The sequence below is a fragment of the Nostoc sp. NMS8 genome, assembly GCF_017115045.1.
Lineage (GTDB): Bacteria > Cyanobacteriota > Cyanobacteriia > Cyanobacteriales > Nostocaceae > Nostoc.
In genome coordinates this window covers 46356-67306 of the sequence record NZ_JABXKK010000108.1, presented here as the reverse complement: position 1 = coordinate 67306, position 20951 = coordinate 46356, and the positions used below count along the sequence as shown (strand labels likewise).

At 39.1% G+C, this 20951-nt stretch carries 21 protein-coding genes and 2 pseudogenes; 18 read left to right on the top strand and 5 right to left on the bottom strand.

Going from position 1 to position 20951, the window contains the following annotated elements; translation table 11 throughout:
- Positions 1-101: 101 nt before the first annotated feature.
- The 9 genes from HWQ39_RS29060 to HWQ39_RS29020 all read left to right on the top strand — a co-directional run bounded on the left by HWQ39_RS29060 (position 102) and on the right by HWQ39_RS29020 (position 9976).
- Positions 102-1475 carry a hypothetical protein gene (locus HWQ39_RS29060; RefSeq protein WP_292853168.1) on the top strand — a complete coding sequence of 458 codons (1374 nt, stop codon included), beginning with the start codon at positions 102-104 and terminating at the stop codon, positions 1473-1475.
- Positions 1472-2620, top strand: a complete 1149-nt coding sequence (locus tag HWQ39_RS29055; protein WP_292853166.1) for a glycosyltransferase family 4 protein — start codon at positions 1472-1474, stop codon at positions 2618-2620. The genes HWQ39_RS29060 and HWQ39_RS29055 overlap by 4 nt, the downstream gene beginning before the upstream one ends.
- 8 nt (positions 2621-2628) lie before the next feature.
- Positions 2629-3267, top strand: a complete 639-nt coding sequence (locus HWQ39_RS29050; RefSeq protein WP_292853164.1) for an FkbM family methyltransferase — start codon at positions 2629-2631, stop codon at positions 3265-3267.
- Between the two features lie 233 nt (positions 3268-3500).
- The gene (locus tag HWQ39_RS29045) at positions 3501-4670 is read left to right on the top strand and encodes a glycosyltransferase family 4 protein (protein WP_292853162.1); all 1170 of its coding nucleotides are present in this window, start codon (positions 3501-3503) and stop codon (positions 4668-4670) included.
- A gap of 5 nt (positions 4671-4675) precedes the next feature.
- On the top strand, positions 4676-5914 hold the full coding sequence (locus HWQ39_RS29040) for an acyltransferase (RefSeq protein ID WP_292853160.1): 1239 nt from the start codon (positions 4676-4678) through the stop codon (positions 5912-5914).
- A gap of 13 nt (positions 5915-5927) precedes the next feature.
- The gene (locus tag HWQ39_RS29035) at positions 5928-7052 is read left to right on the top strand and encodes a glycosyltransferase family 1 protein (protein WP_292853158.1); all 1125 of its coding nucleotides are present in this window, start codon (positions 5928-5930) and stop codon (positions 7050-7052) included.
- Between the two features lie 5 nt (positions 7053-7057).
- Positions 7058-7723, top strand: a complete 666-nt coding sequence (locus tag HWQ39_RS29030; protein WP_292853156.1) for a methyltransferase domain-containing protein — start codon at positions 7058-7060, stop codon at positions 7721-7723.
- Between the two features lie 93 nt (positions 7724-7816).
- On the top strand, positions 7817-8377 hold the full coding sequence (locus HWQ39_RS29025) for an acyltransferase (RefSeq protein WP_292853154.1): 561 nt from the start codon (positions 7817-7819) through the stop codon (positions 8375-8377).
- A 75-nt stretch (positions 8378-8452) separates the two neighbouring features.
- Positions 8453-9976 carry a polysaccharide biosynthesis C-terminal domain-containing protein gene (locus HWQ39_RS29020; protein ID WP_292853152.1) on the top strand — a complete coding sequence of 508 codons (1524 nt, stop codon included), beginning with the start codon at positions 8453-8455 and terminating at the stop codon, positions 9974-9976.
- Here the strand turns inward: HWQ39_RS29020 and HWQ39_RS29015 are convergent.
- From HWQ39_RS29015 to HWQ39_RS29005, 3 genes and pseudogenes are all read right to left on the bottom strand, one after another.
- A complete protein-coding gene (locus tag HWQ39_RS29015) occupies positions 9959-10132 on the bottom strand; it encodes a hypothetical protein (protein WP_292853150.1) in 174 nt (57 codons plus the stop codon). The two genes, HWQ39_RS29020 and HWQ39_RS29015, sit on opposite strands and share 18 nt — an antisense overlap.
- Positions 10133-10341: 209 nt before the next feature.
- Positions 10342-10445 (bottom strand): annotated as a pseudogene (locus tag HWQ39_RS29010) (IS5/IS1182 family transposase); the annotation flags it as partial.
- A 12-nt stretch (positions 10446-10457) separates the two neighbouring features.
- Positions 10458-10583, bottom strand: a pseudogene (locus tag HWQ39_RS29005) (DUF5670 family protein); the annotation flags it as partial.
- Between the two features lie 562 nt (positions 10584-11145).
- On the opposite strand from HWQ39_RS29005, the gene HWQ39_RS29000 reads away from it, so the two are divergent.
- Complete coding sequence (locus HWQ39_RS29000; RefSeq protein WP_292853148.1) at positions 11146-11469, top strand: hypothetical protein; 324 nt, start codon at positions 11146-11148, stop codon at positions 11467-11469.
- A 413-nt stretch (positions 11470-11882) separates the two neighbouring features.
- On the opposite strand, the gene HWQ39_RS28995 is transcribed toward HWQ39_RS29000, so the two are convergent.
- A complete protein-coding gene (locus HWQ39_RS28995) occupies positions 11883-12362 on the bottom strand; it encodes a sulfur transferase domain-containing protein (protein ID WP_292853196.1) in 480 nt (159 codons plus the stop codon).
- Positions 12363-12685: 323 nt separating this feature from the next.
- On the opposite strand from HWQ39_RS28995, the gene HWQ39_RS28990 reads away from it, so the two are divergent.
- The 6 genes from HWQ39_RS28990 (at position 12686) to HWQ39_RS28965 (ending at position 18000) form a co-directional block, all read left to right on the top strand.
- Entirely contained in the window at positions 12686-13396 is a 711-nt protein-coding gene (locus HWQ39_RS28990; RefSeq protein WP_292853146.1) for a DJ-1/PfpI family protein, read from the top strand.
- 39 nt (positions 13397-13435) lie between these two features.
- Entirely contained in the window at positions 13436-13939 is a 504-nt protein-coding gene (locus tag HWQ39_RS28985) for a GNAT family N-acetyltransferase (RefSeq protein WP_292853145.1), read from the top strand.
- A gap of 115 nt (positions 13940-14054) precedes the next feature.
- On the top strand, positions 14055-14699 hold the full coding sequence (locus tag HWQ39_RS28980) for a TetR/AcrR family transcriptional regulator (protein WP_292853143.1): 645 nt from the start codon (positions 14055-14057) through the stop codon (positions 14697-14699).
- A gap of 315 nt (positions 14700-15014) precedes the next feature.
- Positions 15015-15953 (top strand): cation diffusion facilitator family transporter, encoded by a 939-nt coding sequence (locus tag HWQ39_RS28975; RefSeq protein ID WP_292853141.1) that lies wholly within the window; start codon positions 15015-15017, stop codon positions 15951-15953.
- Positions 15954-16118: 165 nt separating this feature from the next.
- Positions 16119-16484, top strand: a complete 366-nt coding sequence (locus tag HWQ39_RS28970) for a hypothetical protein (protein WP_292853139.1) — start codon at positions 16119-16121, stop codon at positions 16482-16484.
- A 130-nt stretch (positions 16485-16614) separates the two neighbouring features.
- On the top strand, positions 16615-18000 hold the full coding sequence (locus tag HWQ39_RS28965) for a hypothetical protein (RefSeq protein ID WP_292853137.1): 1386 nt from the start codon (positions 16615-16617) through the stop codon (positions 17998-18000).
- 180 nt (positions 18001-18180) lie between these two features.
- Here the strand turns inward: HWQ39_RS28965 and HWQ39_RS28960 are convergent, their stop codons facing one another.
- Positions 18181-18552, bottom strand: a complete 372-nt coding sequence (locus tag HWQ39_RS28960) for a hypothetical protein (RefSeq protein WP_292853135.1) — start codon at positions 18550-18552, stop codon at positions 18181-18183.
- 388 nt (positions 18553-18940) lie between these two features.
- On the opposite strand from HWQ39_RS28960, the gene HWQ39_RS28955 reads away from it, so the two are divergent.
- On the top strand, positions 18941-20011 hold the full coding sequence (locus HWQ39_RS28955; protein ID WP_292853133.1) for an aldo/keto reductase: 1071 nt from the start codon (positions 18941-18943) through the stop codon (positions 20009-20011).
- 206 nt (positions 20012-20217) lie between these two features.
- Complete coding sequence (locus HWQ39_RS28950; protein WP_292853131.1) at positions 20218-20931, top strand: DUF4142 domain-containing protein; 714 nt, start codon at positions 20218-20220, stop codon at positions 20929-20931.
- The last annotated feature ends 20 nt before the right edge of the window (positions 20932-20951 follow it).

The following is a 20951-nucleotide window of genomic DNA, read 5'->3' as shown; positions in this document are numbered from 1 at the left end:
TGCTATTGTTACAGATAGTGCCTTTAAAGAAACTAAATTATAAGCTTTAATTTAAAAAATAATTTAGTTTGTTTATGATTTTCAATTATGTAGATAGATTCATGATTATAAAAACAAGCCAGACCATATCAAATCCTTCTATATGGACAAAACTCAACTGGACATGGGCGCACACTTTTATCCTGCTACAGTTTACTCTTCAGATATTGCAGTTATTCCCACAAATCAATGTTATCCGAGTGTCGATGCGAATTACCTCTTTTGCCTTCGGAATATTTTTGTTAATGTGGTTGGGTTCAAAAGGTTCCAAACATCCCGCTACTAATCCAGCAATTGTAGTACTGGCAATAATGCTGTTAGAACTTTGCTTGCATCCCTACATTAATTCTATAACGGCAGGAATAGCTCAATGCGCCATGTATGTTGCTATTCTTAGTCCTCTCTTTTGGGCAAGAAGTTTAAAAATTACCCCTATTGGTTTTCAGAGCTTCATGTTTCTCATTTGGGGTATTCATACCCTGAGTGCCAGTTTTGGAGTCTTACAAGTATATTATCCAGGGAAATTCCAGCCATTTCTGTCCACATTTATTCAGAACAGTGTTTACGGGGGAGACGACTTATTGATCACTTTAGCTAATGGTGAACAGGTTTATAGACCGATGGGCTTAACTGATACACCCGGAGGGGCAGCAACTGCTGGGTTTTATGCTCTCTTGTTTGGTATTGTGATTGCACTCAAACACAAAAGCCCAATTTTACGGATTGTTAGTATCGGTAGCGCTGCCCTTGGTCTGTTTTGCATTTATCTGACTCAAATCCGTTCTGTTTTAGTATTAGCTGCTGTTTCTATAGTTTTTTTAGCAATAGTGTTAATGAGGACGGGTCAAATTGCGCGTTTGACAGTGATGGTATCGGGTGTGACATCCTTATTTGCAGCTACATTTTTTTGGGCAATTGCGATTGGTGGAAAGTCAACACTACAAAGATTATCTAGCTTGTTTACTGCTTCTCCTCAAGAGGTTTACCAACAAGGGCGGGGGAGTTTTTTGCAGACTACTATTGAAACCGTTTTGCCTCAGTATCCTTTGGGAGCAGGTCTGGGGCGTTGGGGAATGATAAATAATTATTTTGGCGATAATACTGACCTGATGTCCCAGCCTCTTTGGGTAGAAATCCAGTGGACAGGATGGCTGCTTGATGGGGGAGTACCATTGATACTTGCTTATATTGCTGCACTTTATTTGGCGTGTCAAACTGCTTGGAATATTGCTACCAATCGCCAATTGGGTGACTTTGCACTCTGGGGTGGCTTGATTTTTGCCTATAATATTGGTGCTGTGGCGCTTACTTTCAACTACCCTCTATTTATGAGTCAGGGCGGGATGGAGTTTTGGTTATTGAATGCCTTACTGTTTGTGACTGCTCGCAACAGCGAAATTGTGAATAATAAACTCTTAAAAACTATTCAAGTATGAAGTCTTATCTGTTGGTAACAGCTGATTTTGTTAGAACAGGTGGGATGGACAGAGCCAATTTTGCTTTAGCTGACTACTTAGCAAGGCAAGGGCAAGAGGTACATCTCCTAGCCCATCACGTAGCGAATGAGTTGTTAGCTTACCCCAATGTTAAATTTCATCGGGTACCTAAGATAGCCAAATCTTATTTATTTAGCAGTCCCTTACTGAATAGAATGGGGTGTATTTTAGCGCAACGTCTAGCAAATGCAGAAGGAAGAGTGCTAGTAAATGGAGGTAACTGCCAATGGAGAGATATCAACTGGGTGCATTACGTTCATGCAGCTTATCGACCTCACAATTCAACTGGGTGGCTATATCGCTTGAAAGGTTTAATCTCTCATCGACTCTTTTTGAAAACTGAACGACAAGCTTTAGAATCCGCGCGGATAATTATCGTTAATTCAGATAGGACAAAAAGAGATTTGATGGAGAGATTGGGGATTCCTGGGCAACGCCTCCACAAAGTTTACTATGGCATCGATCCAGAAGTCTTTTATCCAGCTACACAAAAAGAGCGTGTAGCACTGCGTCAGCAGCTAGGATGGCCTACTGACAAAGCAATCGTAGTATTTATTGGTGCTTTAGGCGATCGCCGTAAAGGATTCGATACACTTTTTGAAGCTTGGCAACAGTTGTGTGCTTTACCAGATTGGGATGCTGAGTTGGTAGTAATTGGGGTTGGCGCAGAACTTACATTATGGCAGCACCGTGCTGCTGTTGCAGGCATCAGTTCCGGCATTCATTTCCTGGGCTTTCGTACTGATGTTCCGAATTTATTACGGGCCGCTGATTGCTTGGTTGCCCCTAGTCGTTATGAAGCTTATGGCTTGGGAGTACATGAAGCTCTCTGTTGTGGTTTACCAAGCATAATCAGTATCATGGCTGGAGTTGCGGAACGCTATCCATTGCAGTTGAGAGAGTTGTTGATTCCTAATCCTGAGAACGCTGTTGATTTGGCAATGCAACTTCAAAATTGGCGGTGGAATAAAGAACATTACAGCCAATTAGTATCTTCCCTTTCACAAGAATTACGAAGCTATAGTTGGGACGATATGGCAAAGTCTATTTTGCAAACAATTGAAAACAATATACTAGTTTTTTAGAAAAAATTATGAAATTTGAAAAAACTTTAATTAAGTTTTTTCCCAAATCATTACGTCTCCCAATTAAATACCAATATCATAAAATTAGAAACAGACTAGAAAAAGAGATTTTTTATCTTGAGCAGCTAATAGGTACTTGCAAACGGGCAATGGATATAGGGGCAAATGTAGGTATCTATAGTTATGCACTTGCTCAAATATATGATACTATCGAAGTTTTTGAAACTAAATCTTGGTGTACTGAAAATATACCATTTTATAGTCAAACATCTGCTTGTAATATTAGTGTCCACAACGTTGGTTTAGCTAATTTTAATGGTTCATTAACTTTACACGTTCCTACCAGTCTGGGTGATTACTCACAGTTAGTTAGGGGATTAGGTAGCTTCAGAGAGATAAAAGGTGAACAGATAAGTATCGATATTCCAGTTGGCAAGCTTGATGATTATAAGTTTAAAGATGTTTCTTTTATGAAAATTGATGTTGAAGGTTATGAAACTAAAGTAAGTGAAGGCCCTCATAATACCATTATTACAGAAGAGCCTATAATTTTCATGGAAGTTGAGCAAAAACATCTGAATGGTAAATCTATAGAAGATGTCTTTGAACACATGCTTGATTTGGGATATGAATGCAGCTTTATATAAAAAGATTCTTTGACAGCAACAGTTAATTTTTATCTTAGTATAAAATTTAAACAAAATAAATTTTTGGAAACAGATTTTCAACAAAATTACATAAATAATTTTATTTTTAAGCCAACTTCCTAAATATAAAATACCTATACTTTAGTTATTTTATAGCCTAAGCAATTTCACTAGTAAATAGCGTGAGTTACCACAAAAAAATAAACTTGACTCATATACTAAATAGGTAAAAAATGAAATTATTACGGATTCTGCTAGTTATGCCTGTACCACCGTTACCATTTGGTAATGCGGTAGCTCGATGGTTTTATGTCTTATTTAAAGGTTTAGTTGAACATGGACATAGCGTGACTGCATTTGTTGCTTGTAAAGAATTAGAAGAAATTGCTGAAGTCAATACTCTTTTTCCGAAAACTGATTATGATTTGCGCTGCTATCTCATCCTAAATAGGCAAGGAATAATAGCAAAAGCTGAGACTTTACAGCGTCCTTATTCCTATGTATTCAGTTCGGAATTACAACAAGATTTAGCTGTAGAACTTACTAAACCTTACGACATTCTTCATTTAGAAGATATTTGGAGTGGTTGGCTAGGAATCCAACATTTGAAACGAGCAGTAATTAATATTCATTATTTATTTTCGTTAGACTGCGCCTTTGAATATAACAACTCTCTAGAAACTCGCTTTAGACGGTTTCTCACCTATCGGGCGGAGCAGAAATTGCTGAAGGCATTTCCCAGAATAATTACATTATCAGAACGTTTAGCAAAGCATATTGTACAAATTAACTCTAAAGCTCAGATTCATACAGTTCCATTAGGAATTGAGTTGTCGTTCTATCCATTTGTTGAACAAAAACAGATAAACCAGCAACCCGTAGTCGGGTTGATTGGTGGATTTAACTGGGCACCATCTTATTCTGCTGCTGAGAGACTTATAACTCAGTTATGGCCAGAAATTAAACGCCGCGTTCCTAATGCCAGACTGCAAATTGTTGGGCGGTTTGCTAAAGATGCCCTTTCAGGATTTGCTCAGATAGAAGACTTAGAAATTTACCAGGATGTACCAGATACTTTACCCTACTTTGCTAATACAGATGTGATGTTATATGCACCTGTTGCAGGCAGCGGAATGAAAGTTAAAGTGATGGAAGCTTTTGCTTTAGGTACACCAGTTGTAACTACATCTAATGGTATAGAAGGTATCCCAGCTTGTGATGGGGTTCACGCTGGAATTTGCGAGGATGACCAAGGTCTGATTGAACGGACTGTAGAGTTATTGAATAACCCATCTTTGCAACAGGAACGACGATTAAAATCTAGAAAGTTGCTTGAAAGTTATTGTAGTCCACAAATAACAGTCGCGCAAATTGAACAAGTTTATCAGGCAATGGAGAAGTAACTTATATGGAAAACCCTTCAATATTTCAAGCATTAGGAAAACAAAGGATTGAACAGCTAGATGGACTAAGAGCTATTTGTGCTTTAGTAGTTCTAACGACTCATTTAATTAATGGACCCTATTGGTTTACACATAACATTGATTTTTCTCCATCATTATTTTTTAAGTCCATTGCTTCATTTGGGCATATCGCAGTGTTGATATTTTTTGTTCTATCTGGTTTTGTAATTGGTTATACTACTCCCCAGAAATTTACATGGCAAGAAGCAAAAAGCTATGTTATTAGAAGGTTAATTCGTCTGTATCCAATTTATTTGTTTGCTTTATTTTTAACATTCATTTTTACAGAAAGTACCTATAATTTATTAGATATTGTAGGTCATTTACTCTTTCTGCAAGGGTGGTTAGTACCTGTGATTAATAACAATCTTGCTTTGTGGTCACTTCACTATGAGTTTATGTTTTATTTATTATTTTTAATAATTTGGAATTTCAATATAAAAATTCATAAAGCAATAATTACATGTATTATATCAGGTATACTTTCAGCTATTTTTAGATTTCATCCATTTGAAATATTAGGATATTTTACACTTTGGCTCAGTGGTCTTTGGTTAGCTCAGAACATAGAAAATTTAAAATTAATATCTAAACGTTTTATATCATATAGTTTTTTTTCTTCATGCCTTCTTCTGGGTGCTTTTTCCTCTCAAAATATATTGAAGATGGCTATCGATAAATATGGAACATCATCTTCTGTTCTTCCTGATATCCTTTTGACAACATTGGTTACTTCAATAGTAGCTGCATTAATAGTAGAGAGTAAACTCTATTGGTATAACTTATCTTTTTTTGTAATTTTTTTAATTGAAGTTATTACTGTCGCTTATGCTTGGCAACAACATACATTTGATTCTTTAGAAGGATTACAATTTGGTTATCAATCAGTGGGCTTTTTTATTTTGCTTTTACCATTTACCTTACTGCTTAGAAAAATTCCAATTAGTTGGTTTAAAAAATTGACAAATATTGCTTCTTTTTCCTATGCTCTGTATGCCATACATCATCCACTTATAATTATTGTTTATCGCTTCTTAAACTTGAATGATGTTCACACCATCTTTTTAGTCTGGGCTATTAATATAGTTGCTGCCGTACTTTCATTATTACTTGCTTACTTTTTAGAATGCTATCTACATGTAAAAATTGCTAAGAAATTGAAAATTCAGTTTCAGTTAAATTAATTTTATAAGGATTATGAAAGTTGCTTTCAACGCTAGACTCTTAAGCTCCCCTACACTTAGAGGTTGGAATCGTTATACTGTTAATCTTTTGCTTGAGTTATCTTCATTACATATAAAGCTTTTTCTATATTCAGATCAGCCGTTGCATAGAAGCCATTTGGCAAAGTTACCAAAAGACAGTTACCAAATACGTATTGCTCCCTTTATGCGCTATGTTTGCTGGGAGCAATATTGGTTGCCAAAGCAATGTGAAAAAGACAAGGTAGATATCCTACACTGTCCAATAAACTTTGGTCTTCCTTGGTCAAGTCCTTGTCCCCGTATACTAACGTTACATGATGTAATAGACCAAGTTTATTCTTGTCAAGATAGACCTTGGTATAAACAGTTTAGTTTGGCAAATATAAAAACTAAAGCCTATCATTGGGTTGCCAGAAATAGGGCAGAGCATATTATTACTGTCAGTCAGCACTCAAAACAAGATATTATTAAATATTTACAGATTCCAGAAGGTAAAATTACAGTTATTTATGAAGCTGCTAGTTCAGGTTTTGAGCAGGCTTTAATTAAGGTAGAACGCTTACGAGTTCGTAGTAAATATCAATTACAACTTCCTTATATTTTCTATGTTGGTGGCTGGGAAGAACGTAAAAATATTCCCTTTTTGATTAATGCCTTTGCACAAGCTAATTTAGATAATGTAGATTTGGTACTTGCTGGTGCTAAAGACGATCAGCATGATACATTATCGGAATTGGGTAAATCACTAGGTATTGCAGACAGATTAAAACTCTTAGGCTGGGTAAATGATGCAGATATTCCAGCACTTTATGGTGAGGCACTTTGTTTTGTTTACCCCAGTAAATACGAAGGATTCGGTCTGCAACTTTGTGAAGCAATGGTAGTTGGTTGTCCAGTTTTTGCAGCAAAAGCTACTTGCTTGCCAGAAGTTTTAGGCGATGGTGGCGAGACTTTTTCTATTTATGAGATTAAAGAATTAGTGAATTTGTTAAAACGATTAACAGGCGATAAATCTTATTACAATCATTTAGTCAATCGAGCTAAAAAGCGCAGCCAGCATTTTAATTGGCAAATCACCGCTCGACAAACTGAACAAGTGTATAAACAACTATTATAAATAATATGCAATCGAATCTAGTTTATTTGAATTATTGGAAAAGAAAAGAATTATTACAATCAGAAATACCAAAATTTCCTCTAATTAGGTGGTGGGTTTCACAAGAGCTTTGTGAAGTTGAGAAAGTTATTTTCAGTAAAATAAAAAGCCAAAATACTGTTCTTGATGTAGGAGCAGGAGACTTAAAAATCATGCAAAAATTTAAGCAAGCAGGTTATTCAAAGATTTATCATACACAAGATATAGGAGAAGAATTTAAATATACATATACAACTTTAGATGAAATAACATATCAATACTCAGCTATCTTATGTCTAGATGTGATCGAACACTTACAACTCAAAGAAGGTTTAAGTCTGATTCATAAACTGATTGATTTACTAGCTCCAAATGGTGTCTTATTTATACAAACTCCTAATGGACGTTGTATAAGAAGTCCATTGGCTTCAGACATGACTCATCTTCATTGTTACAATATCAATGATTTATGGGCTTATTTAACTTGTATGGGCTTGCAAGTTGAAGGATACAGAGTTGTTTTTGAACCAGAAAGACAAACCTGGAGACAGCAATTTTTAAACTTGGTAACGAGATATATGATTACTCGCATTCTAGGTCTTGATTACGCTGATAATATAATTTTGATTGCTTCTAAGCTAAATCTTACCTAATAGACTTCTATGGTATACCGTTTGATTTGTAGAGCCTCGGATGTTAATTGGATAGCACAATGGCATCTAAACCGTTGTGCAGGAAAAGCAGGTATGTTTATATGTCGAGGTAGAATTCAACTAAGTTTATCTTCAGATATTATTGTTCAGCCTTCTGACGAAGTTTGCTCCATCGGAATATCTTTATTAGGTGCATCGACTCCAAGAAATGATACCACTGTAATTGCTTGCGATTCTAACGCAACAATTTTCTTAGATGGAGCCATCATAGGACGGGGTGTAAAATTGAGTGTTGGACATTCCGCCAAACTGACAATAGGAAGTAATTCTTATATCACTGATGGCAGTAAAATAGCTGCTCAAAATTCAATTTCTATTGGGAAAAACTGTGCTATATCCTTTGGAGTAAGCGTAATTGATGATGATGGGCATGGATTTGGCTTACCACCTTATTCAGACCCAATTGTAATTGCAGATAATGTATGGATTGGGTGTAATGTAACTGTTTTAAAGGGCGTGACAATTGGCGAGGGGTCAGTTGTTGCTGCTGGAGCAATTGTCAATAAATCTTGTCCACCTCATTCTTTGTTAGCTGGAGTTCCTGCACGAGTAGTTCGAGAAAATGTGTGGTGGACTGATAAATCTAGAATTTAAAATTCAATAACTTAAGCATTACAACAAGCCATTCTGTAATTCTTCCTAATATTCAATGGATTTCGTACAAGCCAAATGCATAGAACTCAACGCTCAGTAGTTAACTTTGTCACTGGACTTATGTTACAGGTGATAACAGTGGGTGTAGGTTTAGTCAGCACACCCCTACTACTGAGTTGGCTGAACGATGAGCGCTATGGAGCTTTTCGCGCTGCTAGTGATTGGGGAAATTATCTTCATCTCCTAGAACTGGGCATTAGTGGCTCATTGCTGGCACTGTTGGCTAAAGCAGTGAGTTTTGGCGATCGCCAACAAGTCCGCCTCACATTAGCTACCGGTATCAGGGCTTATCTACGAATTATGGGAATCATGGGGCTGCTAGGAGTTGTGCTGGGCTGTTTCATCACTCATCTAGTACCCGTCAAAGGAGTGTTAGTAGGCGAAGTTCAAAAGGGCTATTGGTTGGGATTGATGAGTATTTTTTTACTGCCCTTAACCCCCTTTCGCTTCTTAGCAGATGCCAGCCAACGCAGTTATTTTGCCAACGCCTTCTTAGGATTTCAAAACCTCCTAATCACTGGTGTAGCATTACTCTTGGCAAGGGCTGGATTTGGCATTCCTGGGCAATATTTGGCTATTTTTTTGGGCAATATTTCTTTTCAATTATTAATGTGTTGGGAAGGACTGCGCCGCTATCCAGATGTTTTTATAGCTGTTGGCGATCGCAAATCTCAATTTCCGATTGAGAAACAACTTTGGCAATTGAACTGGCCTACATTGGTTTTAAATATTTCAGGCCAGTTTGGCTTGTTTACTGATAATATTATCATTTCCTACACTCTTGGTCCAGCAAGCATCGTGCCGTTTTTTATTACCCAACGTCTGGCGATGCTGGCACAAACACAAATACAAGGCATTGGTAATGCTACTTGGGCTGCTCTTGCCGATCTCCATGCTAAAGGAGAACGAGAAAAGTTTAACGCCCGTTTGATTGAATTAACGCAGTTAGTAGCAGTGATGGGACTAGCTTTTATGGTGGCGATCGCGGCTTATAACTCTTACTTTATTCAGTTATGGGTTGGACAAGACCGTTTTGGTGGTACTGGCGTTACCTTGCTTGCTACCAGCAATGGATTTCTACTAGGGCTTTTGTCCCTCTGGGGGTGGTGTTTTAGCGGTACTGGAAATGTCGCAAAAGTGATACTGCCTACTACAGTTTCAGCATTAATAAATGTAGTCATCAGTATTGTCTGCACTTACTTGTTTGGGATGATAGGCCCTCTCCTGGGTACTTTTGTTGCTTTTGTGACTGTTAGTCTATGGTGGTTTCCCCTTTTACTTCGATCTGTTTTTGGTACATCATTGAGACAACTTTTTTTAGCAGTTGCTCGACCATTGGCAGTTGCTATTCCTTATGGTTTAGCAGTCTGGTGGATTGCCAGAAGCCACACCCCTTGGGGATGGTTTGGATTGGGTGCTGAAATAGGGTTGACTGAGCTCATTTACATTGTCATGGTATGGTTACTAGTGTTCAATACATCAGAACGCTGCCAGTGGAACACTCGATTACGTATATTGTTTTCAATTATTCGTAGATAACTCTCCGCCTCCTCCAATAATCTTATTTTTCAAGATAATCATGTCTTTTGATAGCCCATGCTCAATTGCACTTCCTAACAATGCAGCTTCGGTTACGAGTCGAGTTTCATCCCAGATTGGGTTGTAATCTTCAATTGCTTCACATAAGCCTGCCATTGCATGAACCTATCCCACTAATAAAACTCTTTGAATCCAAGATATGAATAGAAGCAAGATCAAGAAATGCATCAAAATATACTTTTCGACGTTCCCAGCGAACAACTAAACGACGATATTTACGTTGATACCAAGCAAAACAACGTTCTTGCTGGTATCTCGTGACAGATATCTTGATGGGTCTACCAATATGTTTTCTTAGTTTTCCAAACCCTTTTTGGTATTTGGGGTCGAATCCCCCGTTTGCGTAGACTCGCACGTTGTTGTTTCGAGTCATACCCCTTATCAGCAGCCAAATTCACACATCACGCGCTTTGAAAAAATTATAGATAGCAAGGGCAATGGCTAAAAGCAACACTGCATGAATTAAATTTCCCGCAATATGAAGTGTCAGTCCTAATGCCCAAAAAACAACCAGTACAACAACAATGCCCCAAATTATACTCAACATATAATATTTGCTCTGATTCAAGTAAGTTTTTATTTGCTCATATACTTTACTCCTACTTTGACTTTGATTCTATTTATCTTCAGAAAGGTATATAACTTTAAATCATCGCTCTTGAGAGAGAAAACTAATTTAACTCAGTTTGAAAAATAACTGAAGTCTCGTTGCTTCTCTACAATGTCGCAGACAAGGCTTGCTTTATTGTCGGGATACGCTATTGGTGAAGTTTGTTGATTTGTTCACAATTCTTCATTTTTAGATTGCAATTTCAAGATATAAAGAGTCTTTTAAGCAGTAATACTCACCGACTTATTTACAATTCTTGACTTTCAATTTTTCAAGTAAAGTTTGTTGTCTTTTAAATTCAATAGCCCCGATCCACTGTTAGTCTTTTAATTAATGAAAGCAAGGTTTTAGCGTAATTATATGCGTCTCAATTGCTTAACAAAGCTTAAAAGTTCGATAATTAGCGTTAATTTTATAGCGATTAGTTAGTTCTTCAGGAATCTCCAAGAGTTGACATTCACCAAGTACACAACTTCCACAAACCGAACTCCCAAACCCGATGATGAATCATTACTCACTTCAATGGATTGAGGCATGGTGCCAAGAGAATGGCTGGACAGATTTGTTTGTCGAGCGACGTAATAACTTCTGGGCTTTCCCTCCGGGTGGGGTAATGCCAGAACCGATTCCAGTTCATGCTCTCAGATTGATTAAAGCCGAAAATGGACTGACTTTTGAAGAACGATTGTGGTCAATGTCCGCGGTGTTTGGCACAATTTTAGCTGTTTTCTTTACTTTTTGGTTTCAGTCGCCGATGCCATTAGTTTTAGCTTTCGCTTTGAACGCCGTTACGGTGGCTCAATTTGAACTTGAAGATGCCTAAATTATTATTTTGGGCTTTGCAATTAAAAACTGCTCTTGTCTACTTTCAGCAAGAGCAGTTTTTAATTTAACAATAAAGAATTCAGGAGTCAGGAAACAGAATGGCTAAACCTTAGCTATCCGCTAACAGAATTGAATTCTGTGCAACTCGCTACCGCTGCAAAGAAACAAGCCACGCGCAGCGTCTCGTAGAGAGCATCTTGATTCTGACTTTTGAATTCTAAATTCTGAATTCAATGATTTGTATAGCAAATGTCTAGTCTATTAGGCAATACGCTTGGGTTAAGGGCTACTGGCAACAATTTTGGGTTTTCGAGACGCGATAAATCGCCGTCTCTACAAGTGTTTTGTTGCTTATTGTGAACTGTATTGATCTATTAGGACATAACAATTAGAAATCACTAACACCTCAAATCAACTAGCAGGTACAGCTACCTTTGCGTGTTTGTTAACGTAGTCCACAAATAATTGCTTCAATCGGGGACTAATACCAGCATGTTCAAAGAATCCAAAGCCAAGATTCTTAGCTTTTGCTAGGGTTTCTTCTGGTGTTAATCCTTCCTGGATAGCGATACTCAACAGTGCAATTCCAGTTGAGCGCATCCCAGCAGCACAATGCACAACTGCTGGTTTAGGGATTTGTTCGAGTGTCGTGAGGATTTTGGTAATCACCTCTTCATTTAAATTTTTTAGATCCACCTTGAGTGGAACATTTTGATAATACAGCCCTAATGCTTCTGCTATTTTTTGCTCATCCTTAGAAAATCCTAATTCATCAGGCGATCGCAAATTTAGAACCGATTTAAAACCTTCTTGAATAGCTTGCTCAAGCTGTTTCGGTATGACTTGTCCTGTAGTTGTCAAGTTTTCGTTAATTTGTATGGCGTTGATCACATTCACTCCTTTTAACTTTCTAATGTCTTCTGGCTTGGTTAATACTCTAAGGGAGCAAGCTTTGAGAAGATATTCAAAATAAACACCCCAAAATTAGCTAAATATCACAAGATATTGCTTGATTACTTCAAAATTAGTCTTTTGAAGCCGATTATTTTATTGCTTTATCCATAATATACGGTTTGTCGATAGGTTTACTGGTAATTAGAAGTTATTATACTTTATCAGAATAAAATTACCGTAGATTATATTTCAGGCGCTATACTATTGGGCAGGTTGGGGGAGTAACTGAATCAAGATTTTCGTGAACAAGGGTATAAATAATGACTGCTATAGAACAAGTTCCTTTTCTATCCATTGGAATAGTATTGTTCCCAAATTTGACACAGTTAGATTTCACGGGGCCCTATGAAGTCTTTGCCAAATTGCCAAAGGTGCAATTATATCTGCTAGCGGAAACACTCGAACCAATTCGGAGTGATCGCGGCCTCACCTTTTTACCTGACACCACCTTTGCTCAAGCCCCAGCCTTAGATGTGTTATTTGTGCCAGGAGGCCCAGGTATTAATGCCAAAATGGAAGATGAAAAGTTTCTCAACTTTCTCAAAACCCAAGGTAAACAAGCCCGCTACGTTACAGCTGTCTGCACTGGTTCTTTGCTGCTGGCGGCGGCGGGGTTACTTCAGGGCTATCGCGCCACTACTCACTGGCGATCGCTGGATTTGCTTGAGATGTTGGGAGTTGAGACAGTTACAGAAAGAGTTGTCATCGATCGCAATCGAATTACAGGCGGCGGTGTGACAGCTGGCATTGATTTTGGATTAGCGATCGCTGCTGAGTTATTTGGGGAAGCGATCGCCCAAGGAATTCAACTAGCGATCGAATACAATCCTCAACCGCCCTTTAACAGTGGTTCTCCCCAAACTGCCCCTGCGGCTGTACTTGCTCAAGTTACCGCTGCGAGTCACAATCTTCAAGAAATCAGAAGACAAATTGTCCAGCGAGTTGTGACTCAATTGCAAACTACTATCTAAAATCCAAAATGGTATAATCTGAATGCCAGTCCTGAACCTATGAGCGCTAACGAAATCTCTCTTCGACCTGCCCAGGAAACAGATGCCTGGGCGCTGAGTGCAATTCATATTGCTGCTATCAAAGCTCTGCCTGCAACTTTTTACACCCAAAAAGAACTTTTAGCTTGGCGTTATTACCGCAACAAAGCTGATGGTTCAAATATCTTGAAAAGTATGAAAGTGGAAACTTACTGGGTTGCGATCGAGGGAGATGCCGTTGTAGGTTTTGCTAGTTTCATTGTTGATGAACTAATCGGGCTGTACGTCCATCCTAAATATCAAGGAAAAGGGATTGGCCGTGCTTTAGTTCAACATTTTTGTGATGAAGCAACTGAGCAAGGGGTAGGTGAGGTAATTACAACTGCTAGCCTTTATGCTGAAGGGTTTTATTTACGACTGGGATTTACTGCCATCCAAAGAGCGCCTCATTATTTAAGAAGTGGGATAGTTGTTCCAGTTACTAAAATGAGTAAACCATTAGCTCCTGCACCGAAATCAATTTGAGAGGGTAAAGATTTTTAATAACTTTAAAAATGCTGGCATCACGATTATTTTTTTCCCAAGTTACAACCGCCTTTTCTACATAACATATTATTGAAGTAAGTACTTGCCAGCATCAATGCATAAAACCATCCGTTCATCAACTCTTACCCGTACACGTTTGATAGAAGCTGCCTTGCAGGTATTTGCTAGTTTAGGTGTTCAAGGAGCAACTACCCGTGAAATAGCCCGTGTTGCTGGTGTGAATGAGGTGACTTTATTTCGCCACTTTGCTAGCAAAGAACAACTTCTGGGAGCAGTAATGAAAAATGCTTTGGCACTCCAGACAGAAGCCCTTGCACATCCCGAAGCCTGGACGCAGGATCTAAAAATTGATTTAAGACAGTATGCCTATCTTTACAATACGATGCTAGAGGCACAGGAAGACTTAATTCGTACCTTCATTGGAGAAGCCAAACGTCATCCTGAGGCAGCCAAACAAGTGATTCAAGAAGCTGCCAAGCCATTAGGGGAGAAACTTGTAGCTTACCTGCAATCGAGTCAGAAACGAGGCACTGTTAGAGCAGACCTCGATCCGTTTCCGGCAGTGGATATGTTTACAGGAATGTTGTTAGCTGGAATGCTATGCCGCACTGTCAAATTCAATCAAGGCAACTATAGCTGTGAGGACTATATCGAAACCTGTGTAGATATTTTTGTGCGTGGTATCAGTACTAATCCTCTGTTAGTTGTCAATGCAGATGTCAGCCGTGAGCCAAATTAGACAATAGACATCTCCGAAAAAGAATGTATAAACATAACAGTACTACGTTTCTACAAGGGTTCTGGGTAACGCATCTTTAATTTATGGAGATGTCTAATGATTTAATGGCGCTAATGAAACATGCGGTAATAGACCCGAATCTAGGACGCGTTGTCAACCAATACACTTGTAGAGACTTGTAGAGACGCGATTTATCGCGTCTTGGATTTATCGCGTCTTGAAATATCAATCAGTAGAAGACTCAGGACTGATGACCAGTCAAGTAAAATTTGGTACTCTTATCTGGGAATCACTGTAATTACGTCCGTGACCGAGATGAGTAGTCCAACAGCCCGATCCTACGCTTTCTTGTCGATTGCAGCGGCAATCATCACTATTGCCCTAAAATTCGGCGCTTACCAGCTAACCGGGTCAGTAGGTTTGCTTTCAGATGCTATTGAATCAATTGTAAATCTCCTAGCTGCATTGGTCGCTTTATGGGCATTGACCTACGCTGATAAACCAGCCGATGCCGAACACGCCTTTGGGCATTCTAAAGCCGAATACTTCTCCAGTGGTGCAGAAGGTGCGTTGATTATAGTGGCAGCGATTAGCATTGCTGTTGAAGCTTGGGGACGCTTGTTGCATCCAGAACCATTAACACAGTTAGGATTCGGGTTGACACTCTCCCTATTTGCAACCGCAATCAACGGCGTTGTTGCCTTTATCTTGCTACGAGCAGGGCGACGGTTGCGTTCCATTACACTGAGGGCTGATGCTCACCATCTGTTTACCGATGTGGTGACTTCGGGTGGTGTGATAGTTGGAATCTTACTCGTCAAGCTAACAGGCACTCTCGTATTCGATCCAATTGTCGCGCTGATAGTAGCAGCAAATATTACTTGGACAGGATTTCGTTTGCTGCGGGAAACCAGTAGCGCGTTACTGGATGCAGCTTTGCCTAAAAAAGAAATTGACGCAATTAAGAGCATCCTTAACGAGTACAAACGTCAAGATATCCAATTTCATGCCTTACGAACCCGTACTGCTGGAACCCGCCGCTTTGTTTCCTTTCATGTTCTTGTGCCTGGATCTTGGACAGTGCAACAAGGGCATGATTTATGCGAGGCAATTGAGCTTGCTATTCTTGGGGTGCTGCCTTCAACTCACGTTACAACTCATTTAGAACCAGTAGAAGATCCAGTTTCTTGGGATGATTTGGAGTTGGAGCGTCCGAGCAATCAGAAAATGCAAGATATGAGCGCAAGAGATTAATTGCTGCCGTTGAGCTTTCAGGAATGACGCGATTGCATCGGTTTATAAGAGATGCGATCGCATTGTCGGTCGTCAATACAATCGCTTTTTAACTCTGTTTTCTGTGGGAGACTTTGTAGGAATGTGCTATAAATTGATAGGGATTAAATCAGGATTACTACAGACATGGATTTATCTGTGCTGGCTTTGCAAGCAGTGAATATAGTACTTTATGCACTTGATAAAGCTACAGGTGGTACTTTAGAGAAAGCTGGAGCAGATATCTTAGATTTCTTGAAAGCAAGATTTCAAGGGAGACTTCAGCTTGAGAAGGCTAAACAAGAACCAAAGCTTTTAGAAGCTGCGCTTGTGAGTGAAGCTGAATCTGACAAAACATTTCAAGAGGACTTAGAGAGACTAGTTAGTCAGTACCAGCAGATACAGAATACCTCTAATGTCTCTCAGAATACTCAATCAGGTGTAAACCTCAACGTTAATAACAATCCTGGTACAGTTATAGGTCAACAAATAGGTCAGCAACTTTTTCGTTAATCAGTTTTACTTTGACCTACAAAGTTCAGACCTGGAAGACAATAGAAACTTACTTAACAGGTTTTACAACTACGTTAAAGTAGTCGTATTTCTGATAGGTTCTCTAGTTTTCTGGGTTTTCTTTGGTTGGTTGGCTGACTATTCTTTTCCTTTTGGTCAAGCCTTAGAGTTATTGCTTGCTTGTTTCAAAGGTACTATTTCAGCAAAGATTAACAGCTTACAACAAAAGTTACAAAAAACAGATATATTCTCTCAAGCAGATAATCAACAGCAAGTTCAAAAACTGAATAAGTTAGAATCTCAAGCTTGGCTTTACCAAGGTATCTTAGAACGTTTCGGTGAAGATCCTACTGCAAATCCTGAAAAAATAGCAAGGACACTTGAGGCATTAGAATATAAACGAAGCGAAATTACCCAAGAATTAGAACCTAGAAAACCTAAGAGATACCAAGTTTTTGCAGGTATACAGAAGATCGCTCGTTCTCTTTTAGCTAGTCAGGCTGAAAAGGATTATGAACGACTCGATACAATTGTAACTAATCTAGTTATTTTTGCAAGAAGCAAGCAATCCTCACAATTTATTCTTTCACAAGTAATTGAAAGAATAGCTGTAGAAATAGCACAAAACGCTAATCATATTAGTCCATATCGTCTTCGTCTTGCTTATAAAATTGATGATTTAATCAAGGTTTTATCAGCAAAACTGGTTTTAGGATCTGACAGGTCTAGAACTGATAGTAGTTATCAAGCACTCGTTAACGAGTTGCGTTCTCGAATCAATCTTTTATCTGAGCAATTTAACAGTTTACTTAGAAGTAGACAAAATAATACTAACGATTTAAATAAGCGTATACAGGAAATTTCTAATCTTACTAAAAATATCTCTGCTTTACATAAAGCTATATCTGAGCGTGATGCTGATATAGCTGTTTTACGAAAGAACACCCAAGATTTAACAGAGTTAGCTCAAAAAAAACAAGCTCAAATAGATAGCTTGCAAAATTCAATATCTAATTTCCAAAGAGACATTCAGAATTCAAGAGAGATTGATCGAGAAAAAAAAGCTCAAGTTAGTAACTTACAAAATCAATTGTCTCAACTGAATCAAGAGAAATCAGATTTACAGAAAAGAATTCAAGATATTGTTGTTTATGCCCGAAGCAAGGAATCTGACGTTGAGAACTTACAAAGCGAAAAGTCTCAATTGAATTCTCAGAAATCAGAGTTGCAATTACAATACCAGACACTATATAAACACTATCAGCAGCAACAAAATGAAATAGCTAGCTTAAGGGAACAAATAAAAAATCTTTCCCAGACTAATCGAGCGCAATCTACTAGCCTCACCTATAAAACACCACAACCATCTGTTAAACAAGTTGCGACCAAAAAAACAGTTTCAGTAAAAGAATATGAGAAGATTTCTAATCAAAGTGATTATGTATATATTGATGCCTATACTCGAGAAGATGGAACCCCTGTAAGGGCACACTACAGAAGGAAACCTAATAGATAAGCTTCCTGATTATCTTGATCATTCAACTGAGGTATAGGATCGGCTACAGAACAGCGCGATCGCATCTCTCATCAACTGCAACGCCAAATACTGCAAATGCGTAGGCGTAGCCAGCCGTAGGCATCGCTAATTTTCAAACTCAATCAAGTTGATTAGCTTGCGATCGCTTCCGGCGGGTAGTTACGCGATCGCAACTGTTTTTTTACGCGAAGGACGCTTGCGGTCTGATTTTTTCTTCAGTCCTACTGCTTGAGCTTGATCGCTATCTGAGCCATATTGCCCGCGTACAACTTCTTTCATCGCTAATACAGCATTATGAAATTCCCACTCTGCTAATCGGGCAGCATCAGCCGCCGCACGGTATAAAGCTAGTTTCTCAGTTTCGGTTTGCTGAGAAATCAACATCGTCTGATAAACTTCCTGTAAGTTTGCAGCTGAGGCATCAGCACGAGTTGTGTTATAGGTGCTGACGGTTTGCAAGCCGTGGAATGAGTCAATATCTTGACTAATGGTTTGAGGACGTAAACGGCGTGTTATGTCTTGGATAGTCATAAATGGATACAGTAGTATAATCTATATTTAATGTACCCATTAAAACAAAAAATCTATCATCAGTAAGACCAAAATTTAAATTAGGTAATCTTAAATAAGGGTAAGTTTTTGCAATTCATCGACTTGCATTGTGAATGCATCGACTTGCATTGTGAATGCATCGACTTGCATTGTGAATGCATCGGCTGGCATTGGGAATGTATTGACTGGCATTGGGAATGTATCGACTGGCATTGTGAATGTATCGACTGGCATTGTGAATGCATCGACTTGCATTATTAATGTATCTTGCGGAGTACATTTCAAAACACACCTTAGTTAGAGTCTCCATGTCAGATTGCTGTGATAGTATACGGCTCATTCCTGTTGTTACTTGTAGGAGACAATTATGGAAATCAGTAGACGCAGCTTATTAAAAACTGCTTCTGCTTCGGGATTAGTGGCAGCAGGACTTGCAGTTTCGGAAGGATTTTTGCAACCGATTCTCGCTCAAACAAAAACTGTTGATGAAAATACTCAACTGTTAGCCCAAAGTTCAGCTACTCCAACTCGACGCGGTGAAATGTTATATCGCAACCTCGGACGCACTGGAGAACAAGTATCTGTGATTGGCTTGGGGGGGTATCACATTGGAAAAATTCAAGAAGAGCAAGAAAGTATCAAGTTAATCCGCAGTGCGATCGATCGCGGCATCAACTTTATGGATAACTCTTGGGACTATAACAACGGACGTAGCCACCGTTGGATGGGAAATGCTCTTAAGGATGGTTATCGCCAAAAAGTTTTCCTGATGACAAAAATTGACGGTCGCACCAAAGGCGCTGCCAAAATGCAGATTGATGAATCGCTCAAAGATTTGCAGGTTGATCACATTGATTTATTGCAGCATCATGAAATACTGCGTTTTGAAGACCCCGATCGCGTATTTGCTCCTGGTGGCGCAATGGAAGCAATTTTGGAAGCCCAGAAAGCGGGCAAAATTCGCTATGTTGGTTTCACAGGACATAAAAATCCTCAGATTCACTTGCAAATGTTGGAAACTGCGGCACAAAATGGTTTCCGTTTTGATACCGTGCAGATGCCTTTGAATGTGATGGATGCCCATTTTAGAAGTTTTGAACATCAGGTTTTACCTGTATTAGTGAAAAACAACATTGGTGTGCTGGGAATGAAATCCATCGGAGAATCTTACATTCTCAGAAGCAACACCGTCAGTGCAATCGAGTGTCTGCATTACGCAATGAATTTGCCAACGTCAGTAGTAATTACAGGCATCGACAGCACGAGAATCTTAGACCAGGCGTTTGAGGCAGTCCGCACCTTTAAGCCAATGGATCAAGCACAAGTTACAGCACTGTTAGCGCGTACTCGTGAGGCAGCAGCTAAAGGGCAGTACGAACGATATAAAACTACAACCCAAAATGATAGTACAGCCATGAATCCAGCTTGGCTGGGGTAAACATCCATATAAGTCATAACTGTAAATTACTGAATAAAACCTAGAGATGATCGTAGCTAAATTAACAAATCGGCGGCATCTGGTTCACATTAATCGGCTTAGTTTGTAGCTTACTGTGCGATCGCTTCCAGCGGGCGGTTATGCCATCGCACTTGTTTTTCATTCAACGTTTCAAAATATAGCTTTATCTAAGGAGAACATTGATTATGTCCAACTTCAAAATACTCTCTACTGGTTTAGTAGCGATCGCCTTATCTCTGGCGACTGGTTGCACACCAACTACTCCCCATGACCAGAATACATCTGAAGCTCCATCTGCTGTGCCTGTACAAAATACTGAGACTGCATCACCAACTGCCTCACCAACCACCTCACCAACTGCCTCACCAACTGCCTCACCAACTACCTCACCAAGAACATCAGGGCAAAATAACCTCAGTTCTTTAGACAGACGATTCGTGACTGATGCCGCTCAAGATGGTTTAGCAGAAGTCGGACTAGGACAACTGGCATCACAACGTGGAAGCAGCAATGCGGTCAAACAATTTGGACAGCGTATGGTTCAAGATCATACCCAGGTGAATAATCAACTCAAACAGTTAGCCACTCAAAAAAGTATCACGTTGCCAACTACTATCGGTAGGACAAATCAGCAAACCGAGCAACGCTTATCCGCGCTTTCTGGTACTAAATTCGATCAAGCATATATAAATGAGATGCTTCGAGGTCATCAAAAAGATGTCTCCGAATTTCAGAATGAAGCTCAAAAAGGACAAGATCCAGACGTGAAAGCATTTGCGGCTCAAGCACTACCAACCCTCCAAGAACATCTGCAACAGGTTCGTGCTATTGCTAATCCTGGAAGTTCAACTAGTACCCCAACTCCAACTAGTACCCCAACTCCAACTAGTACTCCATAGGTAATACAGTTCAGTTAAGC

What these genes read in the sequence shown, in the direction of transcription:
- HWQ39_RS29060 (WP_292853168.1), top strand. Translation starts at nt 102, where the DNA reads ATGATTATAAAAACAAGCCAGACCATATCAAATCCTTCTATATGGACA.
- HWQ39_RS29055 (WP_292853166.1), top strand. Translation starts at nt 1,472, where the DNA reads ATGAAGTCTTATCTGTTGGTAACAGCTGATTTTGTTAGAACAGGTGGG.
- HWQ39_RS29050 (WP_292853164.1), top strand. Translation starts at nt 2,629, where the DNA reads ATGAAATTTGAAAAAACTTTAATTAAGTTTTTTCCCAAATCATTACGT.
- HWQ39_RS29045 (WP_292853162.1), top strand. Translation starts at nt 3,501, where the DNA reads ATGAAATTATTACGGATTCTGCTAGTTATGCCTGTACCACCGTTACCA.
- HWQ39_RS29040 (WP_292853160.1), top strand. Translation starts at nt 4,676, where the DNA reads ATGGAAAACCCTTCAATATTTCAAGCATTAGGAAAACAAAGGATTGAA.
- HWQ39_RS29035 (WP_292853158.1), top strand. Translation starts at nt 5,928, where the DNA reads ATGAAAGTTGCTTTCAACGCTAGACTCTTAAGCTCCCCTACACTTAGA.
- HWQ39_RS29030 (WP_292853156.1), top strand. Translation starts at nt 7,058, where the DNA reads ATGCAATCGAATCTAGTTTATTTGAATTATTGGAAAAGAAAAGAATTA.
- HWQ39_RS29025 (WP_292853154.1), top strand. Translation starts at nt 7,817, where the DNA reads ATGTTTATATGTCGAGGTAGAATTCAACTAAGTTTATCTTCAGATATT.
- HWQ39_RS29020 (WP_292853152.1), top strand. Translation starts at nt 8,453, where the DNA reads ATGCATAGAACTCAACGCTCAGTAGTTAACTTTGTCACTGGACTTATG.
- HWQ39_RS29015 (WP_292853150.1), bottom strand. Translation starts at nt 10,132, where the DNA reads ATGGCAGGCTTATGTGAAGCAATTGAAGATTACAACCCAATCTGGGAT.
- HWQ39_RS29000 (WP_292853148.1), top strand. Translation starts at nt 11,146, where the DNA reads ATGATGAATCATTACTCACTTCAATGGATTGAGGCATGGTGCCAAGAG.
- HWQ39_RS28990 (WP_292853146.1), top strand. Translation starts at nt 12,686, where the DNA reads ATGACTGCTATAGAACAAGTTCCTTTTCTATCCATTGGAATAGTATTG.
- HWQ39_RS28985 (WP_292853145.1), top strand. Translation starts at nt 13,436, where the DNA reads ATGAGCGCTAACGAAATCTCTCTTCGACCTGCCCAGGAAACAGATGCC.
- HWQ39_RS28980 (WP_292853143.1), top strand. Translation starts at nt 14,055, where the DNA reads ATGCATAAAACCATCCGTTCATCAACTCTTACCCGTACACGTTTGATA.
- HWQ39_RS28975 (WP_292853141.1), top strand. Translation starts at nt 15,015, where the DNA reads ATGAGTAGTCCAACAGCCCGATCCTACGCTTTCTTGTCGATTGCAGCG.
- HWQ39_RS28970 (WP_292853139.1), top strand. Translation starts at nt 16,119, where the DNA reads ATGGATTTATCTGTGCTGGCTTTGCAAGCAGTGAATATAGTACTTTAT.
- HWQ39_RS28960 (WP_292853135.1), bottom strand. Translation starts at nt 18,552, where the DNA reads ATGACTATCCAAGACATAACACGCCGTTTACGTCCTCAAACCATTAGT.
- HWQ39_RS28955 (WP_292853133.1), top strand. Translation starts at nt 18,941, where the DNA reads ATGGAAATCAGTAGACGCAGCTTATTAAAAACTGCTTCTGCTTCGGGA.
- HWQ39_RS28950 (WP_292853131.1), top strand. Translation starts at nt 20,218, where the DNA reads ATGTCCAACTTCAAAATACTCTCTACTGGTTTAGTAGCGATCGCCTTA.